Below are 19,068 nucleotides of genomic sequence, written 5' to 3'. Positions count from 1 at the left end.
GCTGCCTGGTAACTGGCAGCGCGTTTTTTATTGACGGCGAATCAAGCCATCAAGAAGTGGGTTTGGCATGCCGTTCTTTGTTCGCCTGAGCGACTACCGAAGCCGCCAGCGTCTTCGCTTCCTTTGATGCCTTGGGGTCATGCAAGACCAACGACGCCTTGTGCTCCATCTCGGCGCCGGTCTGATGTGTTGAATGGCTTTGCGACAGGGCCGACGCCGCAAGACTTTTCTCGACGGGCGTCGCCTTCGGATCATGCAACATATGCGATGCAAGCGTTGCAACGGTTTTCGATGTTTGTTTTGTATTCACAGACATGTGCGTCCTCTCTGATTGATTGAACACCGGCTTTTCCCCGCCGGTTTGCTAGTCTTCCCCCTGAGGCCGCCCGCATCTATACGATTCGTCCTATTTACGCGCGAGGTTTTATAATCTCGCGCATGCTGAATACCCTCGTTGCGGCGCCTGGAAAATGGCGCATCCGTCCGCTTCCCACTTTCACCGCCGACCAGAAGGACTGGCTCACCCGCGGCGGCTCCCTCACCGCGCATTTGCGTGAACTCGGCACTGTCACCGTCGATGTCACCCGCGAAGCCGTGAGCCAGCCATGGCGAGACGAAGCCAGCGCGTTGAACATCACGCCGCGCACGCCTGTATGGACGCGCGAAGTCGTGCTGAACGTGGAGGGCGTGCCGTTCGTGGCGGCGCACAGCATCGTGCCGCTCAGCGCCAGTTCGGGTGTATGGCAAGCCATGCGCCGCCTGAGGACGCGTCCGCTGGCTGAACTGCTGTATAGCGACAGCAGCGTATGGCGCTCGGCGCTTACCTCGCGCCGGCTCACCGCGCGCGAACCGCTATACCGCCTCGCCGGCGCGCAAATGCCAAATGAAGCACCGCACACATTCGTCGCGCGCCGCTCCGTGTTCGTCAGAAAAAACGCGCCGCTGATGGTCACCGAATGTTTCCTGCCCGCGCTCTGGTCGTTCCTCGAGCATCGCGACCGATGCTGACAGGCTTCCCGCCCATCGCCGATGAAAACACGCACACGCTGATTCTCGGCAGCTTCCCCGGTGTAGCTTCGCTCGATGCCGCGCAGTACTACGCGCATCCGCGCAACCAGTTCTGGCGGCTGGTGGGAACGGTTGTCGGCGAGCCTTTGAACGCGCTTCCCTACGATCAGCGTGTCCTCAAGCTGCTCGAACATGGCATCGGCTTATGGGACGTGCTCGCGGCTTGCGAACGCGAAGGCAGTCTCGACAGCGCGATCCGCCACGCGAATCCCAACGACTTCGCCTCATTCCGCCGCCACGCGCCAGGCCTGAAAAAGCTCTGCTTCAACGGCAAGACCTCGGGCCGTTTCGAGCCCGTGATCCGGGAGGCGGGCTATCAAACGCTCGTCCTGCCGTCGTCGAGTCCGGCGAATGCTATTCTCTCGTTCGATCAAAAACTGCGCATCTGGCGCGACATCCTTAAATGACCCAATTAATCAAACGCGCGTCGGCTGAAGCCCGCGCGTTCGGCGGCAAGCGCCAGGAAAAAAAGCACGATAAAAAATTCGCCAGGCGCGCAAAGCGCGAACGCGACGACGATCTCGAAAACGCGCCGCGTATCGACGCCCCGCGCAAGCCGCGCTTCGCGCCCGTGACGTTCTCGGAAGAGGACGGCGTGCGTTTCCTGCATTTCGGCACCGAATGGGTGCAAGGCGCGATGCGACTGAAAAAGCCGAATCACATCGAACTCGAATACGCGCAGCAAATGATGGCGTGGCTGTTGTTCATCGAGACGCCGAAGCGCGTCGTGCAACTCGGTCTCGGCGCGGCCGCGTTGACCAAGTTCGCGCACGCGTTCCTCAAGCGCGCGAAGGTCGAAGCGGTCGAACTGAACCCGTCCGTCGTGATCGCGGCGCGCACGATGTTCGAACTGCCGAACGACGATGCACGCCTCACCATCCACGAGCAGGACGCTTACGACTTCGTCAACGACGCAGCGAATCACGGCAGCATTGGCGCATTGCAGATCGATGTCTACGACGCCACCGCGCGCGGTCCCGTGCTCGAAAGCGTGGCGTTCTATCGTGCATGCCGTGCTTGTCTCACGCCCTCGGCAGGCGTGGTGACGATCAACCTGTTCGGCGATCATCCGAGCTTCGTGCGCAACATGAAGCACCTCTCCGAAGCCTTCGATGGCCGCGTGATCGCGCTGCCGGAAGTCCACGATGGCAACCGCATCGCCGTTGCGTTTGCAGGGCCGGCGCTCGACGTTCCTTACGCGCAACTCGAACAGCGCGCGAAGCTCATCGAAAAGGAACTCAAGCTTCCTGCGCGTCAATGGGTGAAGGCGTTGGCCATCAGTGCCGACGCCGGCGATACGCCGAACTTTTCCCTATAGGTTTAATAGTCAACCGGCGGCGAATCCGCCGCTCTTACAGCGGCCGGGAAAGCAAAAATTACATAACGCTTTCCTGGCTCATTACGGTTCGGGTTCGCCCTGCTTGACCGGCTTTTATGCGTCCATATACTCCACGTGTTATTTCGGGGCGCTATTAGGCTGGCGCTTTGCCGCCAGTTCCGCACAGGTCCGCACCGGTTTTAAACAGGTCCACGCAGCCGCCGCGCATTCGCCAGCCGAGCAGCAATTTCAAGAGAAAAGAGGAGACCGTCATGGCTCAAGATGCGGTGACCGCTACCGGTCAGGTTCGCAACAAGCAGTGGCTTTGGCTGCTGATACTTCCCTGGATCGCCGTTGTCTGGGTGCCGTTTTACAACAAGATCGAACCGTTGCTCTGGGGCTTTCCGTTTTTTTACTGGTACCAGTTGCTCTGGGTCTTGATCAGCGCGGTGATTACTGCCGTGGTCTACAAGAAAACCAAGCCCATCCACGACGTTCCCAAGCTCACGCCCGGGAGCCCGCGATGATGAATACCACCGCAACCTTCGTTTTCGTCCTGTTCTTCATCGGCGTGACGATCCTGGGTTTTGTAGCCGCTCATTGGCGCAAGGCCGATCTAGGCCAGCTCGATGAATGGGGCCTCGGCGGCCGCCGCTTCGGCACGATTGTCACGTGGTTCCTGCTTGGCGGCGACCTGTACACCGCATACACGTTCGTCGCCGTTCCGGCGCTCGTGTTCGGCGCCGGCGCAACGGGCTTCTTTGCGTTGCCGTACACCATCCTGATCTATCCGTTCGCGTTCGTCGTGTTCCCGAAGCTGTGGGCGATCTCGAAGAAATTCGGCTATGTCACCGCCGCCGACTTCGTGCATGCCCGGTACAACAGCCGCATGCTCGCGCTCGCTATTGCACTGACGGGGATCGTCGCGACAATGCCGTACATCGCGTTGCAACTGGTCGGCATTGAAGTGGTGATTGGCGCACTCGGTTTCGATACCACTGGTTTTGTCGGCGATCTGCCGCTGATCATTGCGTTCGCGATTCTCGCGGCCTACACGTACACGTCGGGACTGCGCGCGCCGGCCATGATCGCGGTCGTGAAGGACGTGCTGATCTACATCACCATCATTGCCGCGATGATCATCATTCCGGCGCAGCTCGGCGGTTTCGGCGCGATCTTCCATGCGGTCGATCCGGCGAAGATCCTGTTGAAGGCGCCGGATACATCGAGCCTGAATGGCTACAGCGCGTATGCGACGCTCGCGGTCGGCTCCGCACTTGCGCTGTTCCTGTACCCGCATTCGGTGACGGCGGTGTTGTCCTCGAAGTCGGGCAACACGATCCGCCGCAACATGGCGCTGCTGCCGGCCTATTCGCTGGTGCTCGGCCTGCTCGCGTTGCTGGGATACATGGCGCTCGCGTCCGGCGTGAAGGAGATGCCGGAATTCGCGCCGTACTTCAAGGCGTATGGTTCGAACTTTGCTGTGCCGGCGCTGTTCCTGCACTTCTTCCCGTCATGGTTCGTGGGCGTGGCGTTCGCGGCAATCGGTATCGGCGCGCTGGTGCCTGCTGCAATCATGTCGATTGCGGCGGCCAACCTCTACACGCGTAACGTGCACCGTGAGTTCGTGAACACGAAGATGACGCCGGAGCAGGAAACCAACGTCGCGAAGCTGGTGTCGCTCCTGGTGAAGGTCGGCGCGGTCGTCTTTATTCTGGCGCTGCCGCTGACCTACGCCATCCAGTTGCAATTGCTCGGCGGGATCTGGATCATCCAGACGTTGCCTGCGCTCGTGCTCGGGCTTTATACGCGCGTGCTCGATCACCGTGGTTTGCTGCTCGGCTGGGCTGCGGGTATTGTCACGGGCACGTGGATGGCGGTATCGCTGAAACTGGCTGGATCGATCTTCACGATTCACCTGTTCGGCTACGCCATTCCCGGTTATGCCGCTGTGTGGGCGCTGGTCGTGAACCTGGTTGTGTCGATCGTGGTCAGCATCCTGGTGCGCGTGATCGGCCTCAAGCGCTCCGATGACCGCACGAGTCCCGAGGATTATCTGGACGTAGCGGAAACCTGATCCTCCGAATTCCGGATCGGCAGGAAAGCTGGTAAAACGCCCGTAACAGATGTTGCGGGCGTTTTGTTTTTCCGAAGGCCGTTTTATTGTCTCGGTGTTGCCTGATCAAGGCTGATTCAACTCATCGGAACCGCATGTCCTCCACTGAACCACCCAGGGCTGTTCGAAGCCACACGCGCCGCATGCTGCACGTGCTGGGCTCGCCATACTTCCGATACCGCCACGCGAAGTACCTGCACGCGGCGCGCGTGGCGCTGGCGCTGCTGGCGTCGATTGCGCTGACATCGGGGATCGATATTCCGCACGGCGAATGGTCCACGGTGACCTTGCTGGTCGTGATCGGCGGTTTGCAGCATCACGGCAATATCCGCAAGAAGGCGGCGGAGCGGGCGGTCGGCACCATGCTCGGCGCGTCGCTCGGGCTGGGGTTGATTCTGCTGCAGTCCGTGACGCATTCGACCATGATTACCTTCATGCTGCTGGCGGTGATTACCGGCGTGTGCGCGTATCACGCCATCGGCAAGCCGGGGTATATCGCGTTGCTTACGGGCATTACCACCGTGATCGTGGCCGGGCACGGGAATTTGCCTCTCGACGTGGGCTTGTGGCGCACGCTCACGGTGATGATCGGCATTGCGATCGCGCTGGCGTTTTCATTCGTGCTGCCGCAATACGCCACGTATTCATGGCGCTACCGTCTCGCCGACAACATGCGCGACAGCGCGCGGATCTACGGCGCGATCGTGGAAGGCCGCCACATACCGGTGGACGCCATGAGCCAACAATTCGCCACGATGAACGCCCGGCTGGTTTCGTCGCGTTCGTTGCTGGCATCGGTCGCAAAGGAAATCGACGCGCCGGTTGCCGTACTCGAGGATATCCAGCGCCAGCATCGCTCGATCATCACCGCGCTTGAAATGATGGCGTCGGCGGTTCCGGACAACGCGCCCGGGCTGGCTGCGAGCGGGCACGCCGAGGAGCGCGCCGTGCGCCACACCTTGCTGCTGATGGCGCGCGCGTTGCGGTTCGGCAGGGTCGGCTTGCTGCACGCGGCAACAGGTTCTCCGGCGGCCGCCGCGCGGCTCGAACGGACCGCGAGCGTGGCGGCCGAAATCGCGCCCGAATTGCAGGGGCCGTACTGGCTCGCGAAACGGCTGGCGGAACAAGTGGACCGGCTACGCTTGCGGCTGATCGAGATCGAGCGGCAATGGAATCTTGAAGGCGCGCAGCCCTTCCACCGATAAAAACGCGTATCAGAAAGAAAGAGAAAGTCAGCCGCCGAGGTCGTCCATCACGCTCACGATCCACGGGATGCCGAACTTGTCGGAGACCATGCCGAAGCCGCTGCTCCAGAAAGTCGGCTGCCAGGTCATCCGGACATTGCCATCCACGCTCAGCGCTTCGAACATGCGCTGGCCCGACGCGTCGTCGTCGGCCACGATCGCGATGCTGAAACCAGAGAACACCTGGGGCGCCGAGTTCACGCCATCGGAGGCCATGATGATGCTCGCGCCTATCCTGAAGGTGGAATGCATGATCTTGTGCTGCCATTCGGGCGTCGTGGTCACGCCGTCGGGGGAGTCCTTGAAACGCAGCACGGAGAGGGTTTCCGCATTGATTGCGTGTTGATAGAACACGAGCGCTTCTTCCGTGCGGCCGTTGAAGTACAGATAGGGTTCGAGACGCATTGGCGCTCCTTTTGTAGTGGGCGGCCCCCGCCCGTCTCAAAAGTCTAGCCCACGCCCTGCGGCTAAAAACGCCTCGCGCGACCCCGACCCGCATAAAAAAAGGCGCCGGCGAAATAGCACCGGCGCCCGTTTCCAGACACGTAGTCTCTGTGTTGCAGCCGCCAGATTACTTCAGCGCTTCGATCAGCTTTTCGAGCTTGACCGCATCAGCCGCGAAAGCGCGAATGCCTTCGGCCAGCTTTTCGGTGGCCATGGCGTCGTCGTTGACGAGGAAGCGGAAGCTTGCTTCATCGACATTGATTTTCTCGACCTTGTCGTTCGCGACGGCTTCCGGCGACAGCTTGCGCTCGACCGTGTCATTGCTGTCCGCGAGTTTCTTGAGCAGGTCGGGGCTGATGGTCAGCAGGTCGCAGCCGGCCAGTTCCGTGATCTGATTGACTGTGCGAAAGCTTGCGCCCATCACTTCGGTCTTGTAGCCGAACTTCTTGTAGTACGCGTAGATCTTGCGCACCGACTGCACGCCCGGATCGTTCGCACCGCCCATTTTCGCTTCGTCCCAATCCGCGCCCGCCGACTTCTTGTACCAGTCGTAGATACGGCCGACGAACGGCGAAATGAGTTGCGCGCCGCCGTCCGCTGCCGCCGCGGCTTGCGCGGTCGAGAACAGCAGCGTCATGTTGCAGTGGATGCCATCCTTTTGCAGCGTCTCCATGGCGCGGATGCCTTCCCACGTGGACGCGAGCTTGATCAGGATGCGCTTGCGGTCAATGCCCGCGTCTTCATACAGCTTGATGATCTCGCGGCCTTTTTCGATGGAAGCTTTCGTGTCGAACGAAAGACGTGCATCGACTTCGGTCGATACGCGGCCCGGGACGATCTTGAGGATCTCCTTGCCGAACGCCACCAGCAACTGGTCGATGATATGGCCCGTCGACTTGCTTGCATGGTCCTTGACGGTCTTTTCGAGCAAGGGCTTGTAATCGTCGTTTTGAACGGCCTTGAGGATCAGCGACGGGTTCGTGGTCGCGTCCTGCGGCTTGAATTCGCCGAGTTGCTGGAAGTTGCCCGTGTCGGCGACGACGGTGGTGTATTGCTTGAGCTGGTCGAGAGCGGAGGTCATGTCTGGTCTTCGGCGTTTGGCCGTTGTCAAAGATGCGGAGTGCCCGCGTTGAAAGGAGGATGCGAGGCCGCTCGTGCTGCCGCGGCGCCAAAGCTGCTGGCAATCGTCTCGCCCAAGAGTGTCATTCTAGTCCTGCCGCGCCGTTTGGCGAGAGTAGGGCTGATGGCGGTGGTGTTTCCCGCTTGAGCTTCGGTGCTTACATCTACGCGTCGCAATCCGGGTGCCCGCACTTGAGCCAGTCTTTTACCTTTGGTCCTGAAGTCATTACACGCCGGCCCTGTGAACCTTTCGCGTCGGCGGGATAAATCTACGCCCGGCGCGCGTTCAGCACAATCTGCGTGACGACGCCGGCGACAAGTCCCCAGAACGCCGATCCTATCGATAAAAGCGTGAGCCCGGAAGCCGTCACCATGAACGTGACGAGCGCGGCTTCCCGCTGGCGCACGTCCTGCATGGCGTTGGTAAGGCCGCTCATGATCGAGCCGAACAGCGCGAGCGCCGCGACCGATACGACCAGCGCCTTCGGCAGCGATCCGAACAGCGCCGCGATGGTGGCCCCGAATATCCCGGCGACAAGATAAAAAATACCGCACCAGACGGCCGCCATATAGCGCCTTGACCGATCCTCGTGGGCTTCGGGGCCGGTGCAGATGGCCGCAGTAATGGCGGCCAGATTGACGCCGTGGGAGCCGAACGGAGCGAGCACGAGGGACGCAATGCCGGTCGTTGCGATCAGCGGCGCCGAGGGCGTGTTGTACCCGTCCGCGCGCAGCACGGCGATGCCGGGCACGTTCTGCGAGGCCATCGCCACCACAAAAAGCGGAATGCCGATGCTGACCGCCGCCGCGAGCGAGAAGTGCGGCGCGGTGAAGACCGGATGCGCGAGCGCGACGTGGAACTGGCTGAAATCGAGGAGACCAAGCATGCCCGCGGCGACGATGCCTGCCACCAGAGTGCTCAGGATGGCGTAGCGAGGCGCGAGGCGCTTGATGACGAGATAGGTGAAGAACATCGTCAGCACGAGCGCCGTCTGGAATTGCGCGGCCTTGAAGATTTCGATGCCGATCTCGAACAGGATCCCGGCCAGCAGCGCCGCCGCGATTCCCGCGGGAATCCTGCGCATGAGCGTGTCGAACCAGCCGGTCAGCCCGACCACGGTCAGCAACACGGCACACACGATAAACGCGCCGATGGCATCGGCATAAGGCACGTTCGGGAGCGACGTCACGAGGAGCGCCGCGCCGGGCGTCGACCAGGCGATCACAATGGGTGCGCGGAACCTGAGCGACAGCCCGATCGTGCACAGCGCCATGCCGATTGAAAGCGCCCAGATCCAGGAAGAGATTTGCGCATCCGATAAATGCGCGGCGCGCCCCGCCTGGAATATCAGCACGAGCGAACTGGTATAGCCGGTCATCATTGCGACAAAACCGGCGACCATTGCCGAGAGCGACGAGTCGGCAAATGGCCGGAAAGCCGCGGCGGACGGATTCATTCAAAGCCTTTCATTAATGTTTCGCGCGAATCGTACGCGCCGAAAGGCTTTAGCAACAGGGACAGTATGAAAAAAAGCGGCCGTGCCACTTAAACGTTTTGGCGCGCTTATTTGGAAAGCGCCCGCATTGCGCTTTCAAGACCGGCCAGCGTGAGACCGTACATGCGGCCGCCCAGGATCTGCCGAATAATCGATACCGATTGCCGATATTCCCAAAGGCTTTCCGGTTCGGGATTAAGCCACGCGAAATGCGGAAACTGATCGGCGAGGCGTCTCAGCCAGACAGCGCCGGCTTCGGCATTGTTGTATTCCACGGAACCGCCCGGTTGCACGACCTCGTATGGGCTCATGGTTGCATCGCCGACAAAAATCAGTTTTGTATCCGGCGAAAACTTGTGCAATACGTCGAACGTGGCGGTGCGTTCCCCATGCCTGCGCCGGTTATTCTTCCAGAGATAATCGTAGACGCAATTATGAAAATAATAGAACTCGAGATGCTTGAATTCCGACTTTGCGGCGGAAAAGAGCTCTTCGACGCGTTTTATATGGTCGTCCATTGAGCCGCCTACATCCAGCAGCATCAGGACTTTCACATTGTTATGGCGTTCCGGCACCATTTTAAGGTCGAGCCAGCCGGCGTTCGCGGCGGTACTGCGGATGGTGTCGGGTAAATCGAGTTCGTCGGCCGCGCCTTCGCGCGCGAAACGGCGCAGACGCCGTAACGCCACCTTGATATTGCGCGTGCCGATTTCGACCTGATCGTCGTAATCCTTATAAGCGCGTTCGTCCCATACCTTGACGGCGGTCCGGTTTCCTGCGGAATCGCCGCCAATGCGAATGCCTTCCGGATTGAATCCGCCGTTGCCAAAAGGCGATGTTCCGCCGGAGCCGATCCATTTGCTGCCGCCTTCGTGCCTTTCCTTCTGCTCTTCGAAAAGCTCTTTCAGCCGTGCCATCAGTTTGTCGATACCACCAAGCGCTTCAATCTGGCGCTTCTCTTCGGGCGTGAAATCCCGGTCGAGCTTTTTCTTCAGCCATTCCAGCGGAATATCGAGCGCGGCTTCATCGAGCGCGGCAACGCCGTGAGAATAGGCGCCGAAAGCCTGATCGAATTTATCGAAGTATTTTTCGTCCTTGACCAGCGTCATGCGGGCGAGAAAATAAAACTCGTCGATAGACGGTCCAATTACCCGCGACTTCAACGCTTCGAGCAAGGTGAGGTATTCCTTGACCGAAACTGGCAGCTTTGCGCTGCGCAACGAATAAAAGAAGTCGATCAGCATGGCGGTTTCCTGCGGCTCATGACCGGGACTGCTTAACGGTTATTGCGGTTCATGAACAGAAGCCGCTCGAAAAGACTCAGGTCCTGCTCATTCTTCAATAACGCACCGTGCAGCGGCGGAATGATCTGCTTTTGATCGCTGGATCGAAGCGCTTCCGGACCAATATCTTCCGCGAGCAGCAGTTTCAGCCAGTCGAGCAGTTCGGATGTCGATGGCTTCTTCTTGAGCCCCGAAACGTTGCGCAACTCAAAGAAGCTCTGCATGGCAGCGGCGACCAGTTCTTCCTTGATACCCGGAAAATGCACGTCGACAATCTGCTTCATCGTCGTGGGTTCGGGAAACTTGATGTAGTGGAAAAAACAGCGGCGCAGGAACGCGTCGGGCAGTTCTTTCTCGTTGTTCGACGTGATGATGACGAGCGGCCGATGCTTCGCCTTGACCAGTTCGTGTGTCTCGTAGACATAGAACTCCATGCGGTCGAGTTCGCGCAGCAAGTCGTTCGGAAACTCGATATCGGCCTTGTCGATTTCATCGATCAGCAGCACGGTTGGCACGTCGGCATCGAACGCCTGCCACAACACGCCCTTCACGATGTAATTGCGGATGTCCTTCACGCGTTCGTCGCCGAGCTGCGAGTCCCGCAGGCGCGAGACCGCGTCGTATTCGTACAATCCCTGCTGCGCCTTCGTGGTCGATTTGATGTGCCATTGCAGCAGCGGCATGCCGAGCGCGGCGGCCACTTCCTCCGCCAGCATGGTCTTGCCGGTGCCGGGCTCGCCCTTGATCAGCAGCGGGCGTTGCAGCGTGATCGCGGCGTTGACGGCGAGCTTGAGGTCGTCGGTTGCGACGTACTGCGATGAGCCTTCAAAACGCATGACGCATCTCTCGAAGAAGGAAAATTGCAGTATAAGTCAGATGCCGTTTTGCTATTGAGCGCCCAAATTCCCGGTATTCCGGCATTTTAAAGATGTCCATTGGACACATTGTCGCAGGCTGTCCGGCCTTGATCGGCCTTGATCGGCGGGGCTTGGCGCGATGCGACACCGCACGCCGCGGCCTGTGGACGCAGGGTAGGTCGCGCGGTACAATTAGCGCGATTTTTTTGGCCCGTGTGGCTGTAAATCGGACTTGTCTTAAATGCACCTGGACGCGTTTGAGATTTGGCCGAGATTGACCAGTCCCGAGAAAGTCCCGGAACGCCAGGCCTTTACAAGGTGCCGGATTTCCCCTCATGCCAGGTTAGAAGCTATGAATAAATTCGTCGGCAAATGTGCCGTGATCGCAGCGCTGTCGGGGCTTGCCGGCTTCGCGACCCAGGCCTCCGCCGATGTCGTGGGCAACGCGAAAGCGGCCCAGGGCAAGGTTGCGATGTGTATCGGGTGTCACGGCATTCCCGGGTATCGCACCGCGTATCCCGAGGTGTACCGGGTTCCCATGCTCGGCGGCCAGAGCGCCCGTTATCTTGAGAATGCGCTGCAAGCCTACAAGAAGGGCGATCGTCACTTCGAGACCATGCACGGCATAGCGGTCACGCTCACCGACCAGGATATTGCCGATATTGCTGCGTACTACGCCGCGCAAACCCCCTCTTCGAAGAACAATCCCGACAAGTGATCCCGCGCGCTGGTCCTGATCAAGAGCATCAGGTCGAAGACACGCTCACTCGGCACTTACCATTCGCGGGATAGGAGAATTCATGAAGGCACTCGAAACAGTGTTGAAAACAGCATGCATGGCGGCGGCGCTGGCCGGCGCAATGGCCGTGCAGCCGGCATTTGCCGCTGACGCCAGCAATGGCAAGGTACTCGCGGAAGCGCACAACTGCGCGGCTTGTCACGGGCCGAACCTGAACAAGCCGGTGAGCGCGGAGTATCCGAAGCTCGCGGGTCAGCACGCCGACTATGTTTATTGGGCGCTGCGCCAGTATCAGATGGGCAACGGCAATCCGAACTTCGGCCGCAGCAACGCCATCATGTCGGCACAGGTGCAGAACCTGTCGCAGGCGGATTTGAAGGACATTGCGGCGTATATCGAATCGCTGAAGGGCGATCTGGTGCTGAAGAAGTAACTTCCGGCTGTTTGCCGTGGATGGAAAAACACCTCGCTCAAGGCGAGGTGTTTTCGTTTGAAGCGTCGTTCGGCGCTTTCGGGTGCGTCAATCCCGCGACGCGCGCTGTTCGATCAACGCGAGATACGCGTCGGTGTCGGGCGGCGTGTTGTTGCGCTGCGCTTCCCAAATGATCTGCCCAAGGCATTCCATGATGGCGTGCTGCGCGTCGTGAGTCGAACCGAGACGTCCCACGAGCCGCTCATGCGCGCGCCGGATTCCCGGCGGCTGATCGATGGAAAGCTGTTCGGTGATCGCCAGATGCATCGACAGGTGCAGGAACGGATTGCTCTTGCCCTGATCGGGCGAATAGTCGGCCTGCGCGACGTCCGGACTGGCAAGTTCCTGCTGGTATTCCGGATGCTCGCCAATCCAGTCGGCCGCGATGCTTTCCAGCGGCGTCAGAACGCCGCCTTGCCGCTGCTTGCGCCAGGTTTCGGTGAAAAATTGGCGAACTTCGTCGCGGCTGGGGTTGAACATGGTGCGCTTCGCTTTAGCTGAATCTAGCTGAATCGTGGTGAAGCGCTTATTTTAAGCTGCATCGGTGCAAGCGTCTTATTCGACAGGCGCAGGCGTCTTCGGCCGATACTCGCACAACGGCTCGATCGCGCAATGCCAGCACTCGGGCACGCGGGCGCGGCACACATAGCGCCCGTGCAGGATCAGCCAGTGATGCGCGTCGTGCTTGAATTCGTCGGGGACAAACTTCTCCAAGGCCATTTCCACCGCGCGCACATCCTTTCCGGGCGCGAGACCCGTTCGATTCGACACGCGGAAGATATGGGTATCGACGGCAATGGTCGGATGTCCGAACGCCGTGTTCAAGATCACGTTCGCCGTCTTGCGCCCGACGCCTGGTAACGCTTCGAGCGCCTCGCGGTTGTCAGGCACCTCGCCGCCGTATTGATCGACCAGAATCCGGCACGTTGCGATCACGTTCTTCGCTTTCGTCCGATACAACCCGATTGTCTTGATGTACTCGATCACGCCTTCTTCGCCGAGCCCCAGCACTTTGGCCGGCGTGTTCGCGACCGGATACATGCGGCGCATGGCCTTGTTGACTGAGACATCGGTGGCTTGCGCCGAGAGCAGCACCGAAATCAGCAGCTCGAACGGCGAGTTGTGCTCGAGTTCAGTGGTCGGATGCGGATTCAGACTCTGCAGCGTCTCGAAGATTGCGCGGCGTTTTTTTGCGTTCATCGGCTCAGGCGTCGGGGTCGTTGTCTGGATTGTTGCCGGCGTTTGCGCCGGGCGCTGATGGCGGCGTTTCGTCCGGCTGCGTCAAACCCAGGCGGCGACGCCGGGCATCGGCGGCATCGATTTGCGCCTGTACCTCGGGGCTTACATCGCCCGTGTTTTTAGGCCCTGCACCGAGCTTCGCCAGCTCTTCCTTTTTCTTGCGCGCGCGTTCCATGGCGGCCTGGATGATCGCACGCTTTTTGGCTTGTGCTTCGTCCTCGGGCGTCACGGCTAAAGGTTGCGCTTGCGTGCCGGCGGCGGCTGTATCGGGCGCGGCCGGCGCCGCTGTTCTTGGGGCGCCCGCCACCCGCGCCGCCTTGCGGGCTTCGGCTGCGTCGCGCTCACGCGCAAGCCGCGCCAGATGCTGGTCGTGGCGAGCACGCGCCGCGTCCGCCTGCGCCTGGCTCCATGCATCCCAGCCGGTGTGGTCGCCCGTAACGGGAATCATTGCTATGCAATCAACCGGGCAGGGCGGCACGCACAGGTCGCACCCGGTGCAAAGCGCCGGGATAACGGTATGCATCTGCTTGGCCGCGCCCACGATGGCGTCCACCGGACACGCCTGCAGACACAACGTGCAGCCAATGCACAGGTTTTCATCGATGAACGCAAGCGGGCGTGGCCGCTCCAGGCCGTTCTCCGGATTGAGCGGGATCACGGGCTTGCCGAGCAGCGCGGCAAGCCGCGCCACGCCTTCCTGCCCGCCCGGCGGACATTGGTTGTAGTTCGCTTGTCCAGTCGCGATGGCCTCTGCGTAAGGCCGGCAGGCAGGGTAGCCGCATTTTGTACATTGCGTCTGCGGCAGCAAGTCTTCGATCTGGCTGGCGAGAGGCGTCGGGGAAATTGCAATCACTGCTGTCATTAACGGCTTGAGAGAGACGTCGCCGGGTTGCGCCGACATGAGCCAAGCTGCGATCCGGCTGGCCGCGGCAATCGCGGACAAAACAGACGATTCGCTTCTTCGCGCGATCAGTACGACTTACGTCCGGCGACGACTCGTGGGGATATGTTCAACCGCTTATGTCCGCGCTCGTTTTTGATATCACGTTTGCGCGGTCGGCGCTTTCGGCTTGTTTCAGTGCGTTGTGTCCGAGGCGGCATTATCGCTGAATTTCAAGCTGTTCCCAATCATTCCCAATTGCCAACCGGCCAACGATGTGCACATAATCAAATCGCTTTCGATTGACTGCAGGACGGTATTCCCAATCACGTTGGCGCAACCGATCCATCGCATGCTTCTTTAGGACAAGAGAATGCATGACGCTACCCTCAAAACGCGGTTTGTCGATCATGAAGCCACCATGAACCAGCCAAAAATCAAAAGAGATCCAGAGGGCACGCGGCGCCGAATCCTCCTTGCTGCCGCGGAGGAATTTGCGGCAGGGGGCTTGTTTGGCGCGCGCGTGGACCAGATCGCGCGCCGCGCCGAAACGAATGAGCGCATGCTCTACTATTATTTCGGCAGCAAGGAGCAGTTGTTCACTGCCGTGCTGGAACATGCATTCGCGGCGCTCACGGATGCCGAGAAAACGCTCGATCTGGAAGGGGTGGCGCCGGTCGAAGCCGTGACGCAACTCGCGCATTTCATCTGGAATTATTATCGTGAGCACCCCGAGCTTTTACGGCTGGTGAATAACGAAAACCTTCACGAAGCGCGCTATATAAAGAGTTCCCCGCGCATTCGCGAACTCATTTCGCCCGTGGTCACAACGCTTGCGAAGATACTCGAACGCGGACAACACGCCGGACTGTTTCGCAACAATGTGGATCCGTTGCGCTTCTATGTGACTTTATCGGGACTCGGGTACTACATCGTATCGAATCGATTTACGCTGGAAGCCACGATCGGACTCGATTTCAGCAGCGAAACCGAACGCGATGAAATCATCAAGATGAATACCGAATTGCTGCTCGCCTACCTGATGCGGCGCTGATGCATGTAACTTGGCATTGCCTCGCTGAAGAGGCTGTGCCAGGAAGAAACACGCCGCGTAAAACGCGGCGTGCAGAGTGGTTGCGGCTTGGTCGAACCAGGATGCGTTCAGGCCGGAACGGCTTCCTTCTTAGGCGCCTTGTCATGCGTGAGAATGAACTCGCGCAGTTGCGGATACACCATCGTGCGCCAGCGTCGGCCCGAGAAAATGCCGTAGTGACCGGCTTTTTCGGCGGTGTAATGGCGCTTGTTTTTCGCCGGAATGCCGGTGCATAAATCATGCGCCGCACGCGTCTGGCCGCTCCCCGAGATATCGTCGAGTTCGCCTTCTATGGTCAAGAGCGCGGTGTGCTTGATGTCCTGCGGACGCACACGTTCGCCATTCACGTCCCACGTGCCTTCGGCCAGCCGGAAATCCTGGAACACAATGCGAATGGTCTCGAGATAATAATCCGCGTCCATGTCGAGCACGGCGTTGTATTCGTCGTAGAAGCGGCGATGCTGCTCCGCATCTTCGTCGTCGCCGCGCATCAGGTTCTGATAAAAGTCCCAGTGCGCCGTCACGTGACGCTCGGGGTTCATTGCAACGAAACCCGCATGCTGCAGAAAGCCGGGGTACACCTTTCGTCCAACCCCCGGATAGTTCGCCGGCACCGTGTAGATCACGTTGTTTTCGAACCATTCATATGAATGCTCGCTCGCAAGCGAGTTCACTGAAGTCGGGCTGCGCCGTGCATCGATAGGACCACCCATCATTGTCATGGTCCGCGGCGTGTCTTCACCGCGGCTCGCCATCAACGAAATGGCGGCGAGTACCGGCACGGTCGGCTGGCATACCGAGATCACGTGCAGATCCTTCGCACCGATATGGCGGATGAATTCCTGGATGTATTCCACGTAATCGTCGAGATGGAACGAACCGTCTTCGAGCGGCACCATGCGCGCGTCGAGCCAGTCGGTCAGGTAGACCTTGTGGTCCTGCAGCAGGGTTTTCACCGTGTCGCGCAAAAGCGTGGCGTGGTGGCCGGAAAGCGGGGCGCATACGAGCACGATAGGTTCGGTCTTGAGGTCGGTGACGGTGGCGCTGTCGTCGGAGAAACGCTTGAAACGGATCAGCCGGCAGAACGGCTTTTCAATCACGATCTGCTCGACGATAGGAATGGCGTGGCCGTTCTTTTCTATCTGATGCAGTTCGAACTCAGGCTTTTCATAGTCCTTGCCCAGCCGGTACAGCAGTTCGTAACCTGCCGCGAGACGCGTGGAGCCCGGAACATACGCAAGCGGACTGGAAGGGTTGGTGAACGACTTCGATGCCGCTTCGGCCCATGCTGTCAGCGGACTCAGCATGGCCCGCTGGAATTCGTGGAGTTGATAGAGCATGTTGTACCCGTGTAAAACCAGTTGCTCTCCAAGGGAGCGCAACTGGCGGTTGGCTTCTATCGGCGGCAGCGTGCTGGCGGCCAGCATTCACCGGATCCGCGCGGCCCAAGCAGTTCGTCGATTGCACCGTCTTGCCGGTGCTCGCAGTTATTCGTTGATGCCTCGCACTACCGTGCGGTTTCAGGTCGCGACGAGCAGCACTAAACATATATTGCAGATGAATTGTTTCGCTGAACGACCGGTCGGAAACCTTCTCCGATCATAGCCAAGAACCATGTTTTGTGCAACGCAACATGGGTGTCGTTTACCTCAGTGAAACGTCAAATCTGCCGCAATTTTCGTGAATTTTGGTCGGGTATTTCTAAAATATTACGTATTGCTTTCGATTGTGCTCGCGGCGTCGGTTGGTGCGTCGTGACGCTGGACGGGCTGGCCGGTCGCTTTCGCCATGCCTTGTTCGTGCCGCATGAGGTTCATGCCGGTATGCACGAGTGCAACGTGCGAGAACGCTTGCGGGAAGTTACCCACCTGGCGTTTCGCCACTGTGTCGTACTCTTCCGCAAGCAGGCCGACGTCGTTCGCGAGTCCCACCAGGCGCTCGAACATTGCAAACGCTTCGTCCAGGCGGCCTTGCAGCGCAAGGTTGTCGACCAGCCAGAAACTGCATGCGAGAAACGTCCCTTCGCCCGGCGGCAGGCCGTCCTGCACTTCGGCCGTGTGATAACGCTTGACCAGCCCGTCGTGCGTCAGATCGCGTTCGATGGCGTGAAGCGTCGCGATCACGCGCGGATCTTCCGGCGGCAGGAAGCCGAGCAGCGGGATCAGCAACAGGCTGGCGTCGAGATCGTCGCCGCCGTAGGTCTGAACGAACGAGTTCATCGACGCGTTCCAGCTTTTCGAGCACACGTCGGCGTGAATCACGGTGCGCTGGTTGCGCCAGTGGTCGAGCGGACCTTCCAGCCCGAACTGTTCCGCCGACTTGATCGCACGGTCGTACGCGACCCACGCCATCACCTTCGAAAACGTGAATTGCTGGCGGCCGCCACGGGTTTCCCAGATGCCTTCATCGGGTTCCTGCCAGACCGTGTCGAGGTGATCGAGCATGGCGCGCTGGATCGACCAGACGGTGTCGTCGCTTTGCAGGCCGCCCACGCGTGCAAGATGCAGCGCATTCATGACCTCGCCGTAGACATCGAGCTGCAACTGGTCGACCGCGCCGTTGCCGATTCGCACCGGCTTCGAATTTTCATAACCCGGCAGCCAGCCGACTTCCCATTCGGGCAGCCGCCGCTCGCCGGCAATGCCATACATGATCTGGATCTGTTGCGGCGAACCCGCCATCACGCGGCCGAGCCACGCCCGCCACGCGCGGGCTTCGTCGTAGTAGCCGCTGCGCATCATGGCGAGCAGCGTGATGGTGGCGTCGCGCAACCAGCAATATCTGTAATCCCAGTTGCGTGTCCCGCCCAGTTGCTCCGGCAGCGATGTGGTTGGAGCCGCGACGATACCGCCCGTCGGCTCATACGCAAGCGCCTTGAGCGTGATGAGCGAGCGGCGGATCGCCGGGCCCCAGCGGCCGTCGAGGTTGCTGCGCCCGGACCACTCCAGCCAGAAATTTTCCGTGCGTGCGAATTGCGTATGTGGATCGCGGGCGGGCGGCAGACGCAAATGAGATTGCGAATATGCGAGCGAGAAGGGCACGCGCTCGCCCTCGTTCACCGTGAATTCTCCGACCGTGCGCATGTTCTCGCCGCTCAGTTCGATCGGCGTGCGCAACACGCACAGATCGGGGCCGGCAATGGCGCGAATGCCGCTGTCGTCGGGAAGGCGGCTGACCCACGGAATGGACGAGCCATAGTCGAAGCGCAGCACCAGTTCCATCTTCATCTTCACGCTGCCGCGGCGGCCGACGACAATCCGCACGAGGTCGGAGATGCCGTCGCGTACCGGCATGAAATCGATGAGCGAAACCCGGCCCTCGGGCGTTTCGAAATCGGTTTCGAGGATCAGCGTGTCGCCGCGATATTTGCGCGTGATTACCGGAGCCGCTGCGCCCTCGGGCAGATCGGGCGTGATCAGCCAGCGGCCGTGTTCAGGCGTACCGAGCAACGCGGCGAAACACGCGCCGGAATCGAAGCGCGGCCAGCAGAGCCAGTCGACAGATCCTTCTTTCGATATCAAGGCGGCGGTGTGGCCGTCGCCAACCAGGGCGTAGTCTTCAATCAGTGCGGGCATAGGCAGGAATGTGATCTCGATTGGGGCGGCGGCGCTCGGCGCCGTGCGTTATTCGGGGCGCGCGGGTCGTGCTGTTGCGGACGAACGAGCCACCGATTATGAAGCGCATTCGCGTCTCGTGTGTT

The 19,068-nt window shown here is 60.1% G+C and carries 20 protein-coding genes and 1 pseudogene; 9 read left to right on the top strand and 12 right to left on the bottom strand.

The genetic code is table 11. From position 1 onward, the window contains the following. Positions 1-49 precede the first annotated feature (49 nt). On the bottom strand, positions 50-316 hold the full coding sequence (locus AWB64_RS02515) for a hypothetical protein (RefSeq protein WP_060817019.1): 267 nt from the start codon (positions 314-316) through the stop codon (positions 50-52). A 122-nt stretch (positions 317-438) separates the two neighbouring features. Here AWB64_RS02515 and AWB64_RS02510 point away from each other — a divergent pair. From AWB64_RS02510 to AWB64_RS02485, 6 genes and pseudogenes are all read left to right on the top strand, one after another. Then, positions 439-990, top strand: a pseudogene (locus tag AWB64_RS02510) (chorismate--pyruvate lyase family protein); the annotation flags it as partial. A gap of 11 nt (positions 991-1,001) precedes the next feature. Continuing rightward, complete coding sequence (locus AWB64_RS02505) at positions 1,002-1,475, top strand: DNA-deoxyinosine glycosylase (RefSeq protein WP_060817017.1); 474 nt, start codon at positions 1,002-1,004, stop codon at positions 1,473-1,475. Further along, a complete protein-coding gene (locus AWB64_RS02500) occupies positions 1,472-2,386 on the top strand; it encodes a class I SAM-dependent methyltransferase (protein ID WP_060817016.1) in 915 nt (304 codons plus the stop codon). The genes AWB64_RS02505 and AWB64_RS02500 overlap by 4 nt, the downstream gene beginning before the upstream one ends. Before the next feature lie 272 nt (positions 2,387-2,658). Continuing rightward, positions 2,659-2,913, top strand: coding sequence for a DUF3311 domain-containing protein (locus AWB64_RS02495; RefSeq protein WP_060817015.1), 255 nt, complete (start codon positions 2,659-2,661; stop codon positions 2,911-2,913). Continuing rightward, a complete protein-coding gene (gene mctP, locus AWB64_RS02490; RefSeq protein WP_060817189.1) occupies positions 2,913-4,463 on the top strand; it encodes a monocarboxylate uptake permease MctP in 1,551 nt (516 codons plus the stop codon). The genes AWB64_RS02495 and mctP overlap by 1 nt, the downstream gene beginning before the upstream one ends. Positions 4,464-4,597: 134 nt before the next feature. Beyond that, the gene (locus AWB64_RS02485; RefSeq protein ID WP_075643221.1) at positions 4,598-5,707 is read left to right on the top strand and encodes an FUSC family protein; all 1,110 of its coding nucleotides are present in this window, start codon (positions 4,598-4,600) and stop codon (positions 5,705-5,707) included. Positions 5,708-5,734: 27 nt separating this feature from the next. Here AWB64_RS02485 and AWB64_RS02480 read toward each other — a convergent pair whose 3' ends face one another. The 5 genes from AWB64_RS02480 to AWB64_RS02460 all read right to left on the bottom strand — a co-directional run bounded on the left by AWB64_RS02480 (position 5,735) and on the right by AWB64_RS02460 (position 10,924). Then, positions 5,735-6,151, bottom strand: coding sequence for a VOC family protein (locus AWB64_RS02480; protein WP_060817013.1), 417 nt, complete (start codon positions 6,149-6,151; stop codon positions 5,735-5,737). Between the two features lie 166 nt (positions 6,152-6,317). Beyond that, a complete protein-coding gene (gene tal / locus AWB64_RS02475; RefSeq protein WP_060817012.1) occupies positions 6,318-7,271 on the bottom strand; it encodes a transaldolase in 954 nt (317 codons plus the stop codon). 307 nt (positions 7,272-7,578) lie between these two features. Next, the gene (locus tag AWB64_RS02470; protein WP_060817011.1) at positions 7,579-8,766 is read right to left on the bottom strand and encodes a benzoate/H(+) symporter BenE family transporter; all 1,188 of its coding nucleotides are present in this window, start codon (positions 8,764-8,766) and stop codon (positions 7,579-7,581) included. Between the two features lie 107 nt (positions 8,767-8,873). Next, the gene (locus AWB64_RS02465; protein WP_060817010.1) at positions 8,874-10,049 is read right to left on the bottom strand and encodes a vWA domain-containing protein; all 1,176 of its coding nucleotides are present in this window, start codon (positions 10,047-10,049) and stop codon (positions 8,874-8,876) included. A gap of 32 nt (positions 10,050-10,081) precedes the next feature. After that, positions 10,082-10,924 (bottom strand): AAA family ATPase, encoded by an 843-nt coding sequence (locus tag AWB64_RS02460; protein ID WP_060817009.1) that lies wholly within the window; start codon positions 10,922-10,924, stop codon positions 10,082-10,084. 373 nt (positions 10,925-11,297) lie between these two features. On the opposite strand from AWB64_RS02460, the gene AWB64_RS02455 reads away from it, so the two are divergent. Further along, positions 11,298-11,663 carry a c-type cytochrome gene (locus AWB64_RS02455; RefSeq protein ID WP_060817008.1) on the top strand — a complete coding sequence of 122 codons (366 nt, stop codon included), beginning with the start codon at positions 11,298-11,300 and terminating at the stop codon, positions 11,661-11,663. A gap of 82 nt (positions 11,664-11,745) precedes the next feature. After that, positions 11,746-12,117 (top strand): c-type cytochrome, encoded by a 372-nt coding sequence (locus tag AWB64_RS02450; RefSeq protein ID WP_060817007.1) that lies wholly within the window; start codon positions 11,746-11,748, stop codon positions 12,115-12,117. A gap of 87 nt (positions 12,118-12,204) precedes the next feature. On the opposite strand, the gene AWB64_RS02445 is transcribed toward AWB64_RS02450, so the two are convergent. The 4 genes from AWB64_RS02445 to AWB64_RS31460 form a co-directional block, all read right to left on the bottom strand. Beyond that, complete coding sequence (locus AWB64_RS02445) at positions 12,205-12,636, bottom strand: DUF1841 family protein (RefSeq protein WP_060817006.1); 432 nt, start codon at positions 12,634-12,636, stop codon at positions 12,205-12,207. Positions 12,637-12,711: 75 nt separating this feature from the next. Further along, entirely contained in the window at positions 12,712-13,356 is a 645-nt protein-coding gene (gene nth / locus AWB64_RS02440) for an endonuclease III (protein WP_060817005.1), read from the bottom strand. A gap of 4 nt (positions 13,357-13,360) precedes the next feature. Beyond that, on the bottom strand, positions 13,361-14,257 hold the full coding sequence (rsxB, locus tag AWB64_RS02435; RefSeq protein WP_060817188.1) for an electron transport complex subunit RsxB: 897 nt from the start codon (positions 14,255-14,257) through the stop codon (positions 13,361-13,363). Between the two features lie 238 nt (positions 14,258-14,495). Further along, complete coding sequence (locus AWB64_RS31460; protein ID WP_157766569.1) at positions 14,496-14,687, bottom strand: hypothetical protein; 192 nt, start codon at positions 14,685-14,687, stop codon at positions 14,496-14,498. A 9-nt stretch (positions 14,688-14,696) separates the two neighbouring features. On the opposite strand from AWB64_RS31460, the gene AWB64_RS02430 reads away from it, so the two are divergent. Further along, positions 14,697-15,329, top strand: a complete 633-nt coding sequence (locus tag AWB64_RS02430) for a TetR/AcrR family transcriptional regulator (RefSeq protein ID WP_060817187.1) — start codon at positions 14,697-14,699, stop codon at positions 15,327-15,329. A 107-nt stretch (positions 15,330-15,436) separates the two neighbouring features. Here AWB64_RS02430 and AWB64_RS02425 read toward each other — a convergent pair whose 3' ends face one another. Both AWB64_RS02425 and AWB64_RS02420 read right to left on the bottom strand, forming a co-directional pair. After that, the gene (locus AWB64_RS02425) at positions 15,437-16,708 is read right to left on the bottom strand and encodes a polyhydroxyalkanoate depolymerase (protein WP_060817186.1); all 1,272 of its coding nucleotides are present in this window, start codon (positions 16,706-16,708) and stop codon (positions 15,437-15,439) included. A 369-nt stretch (positions 16,709-17,077) separates the two neighbouring features. Then, complete coding sequence (locus AWB64_RS02420) at positions 17,078-18,943, bottom strand: glycoside hydrolase family 15 protein (RefSeq protein WP_060817004.1); 1,866 nt, start codon at positions 18,941-18,943, stop codon at positions 17,078-17,080. Positions 18,944-19,068: the final 125 nt, after the last annotated feature.

Origin of the sequence: Caballeronia sordidicola (assembly GCF_001544455.2) — a bacterium.
GTDB lineage: Bacteria > Pseudomonadota > Gammaproteobacteria > Burkholderiales > Burkholderiaceae > Caballeronia > Caballeronia sordidicola.
Note: the sequence above shows the minus strand (reverse complement) of the source record. Positions and strands in the feature narration are given on the sequence as shown.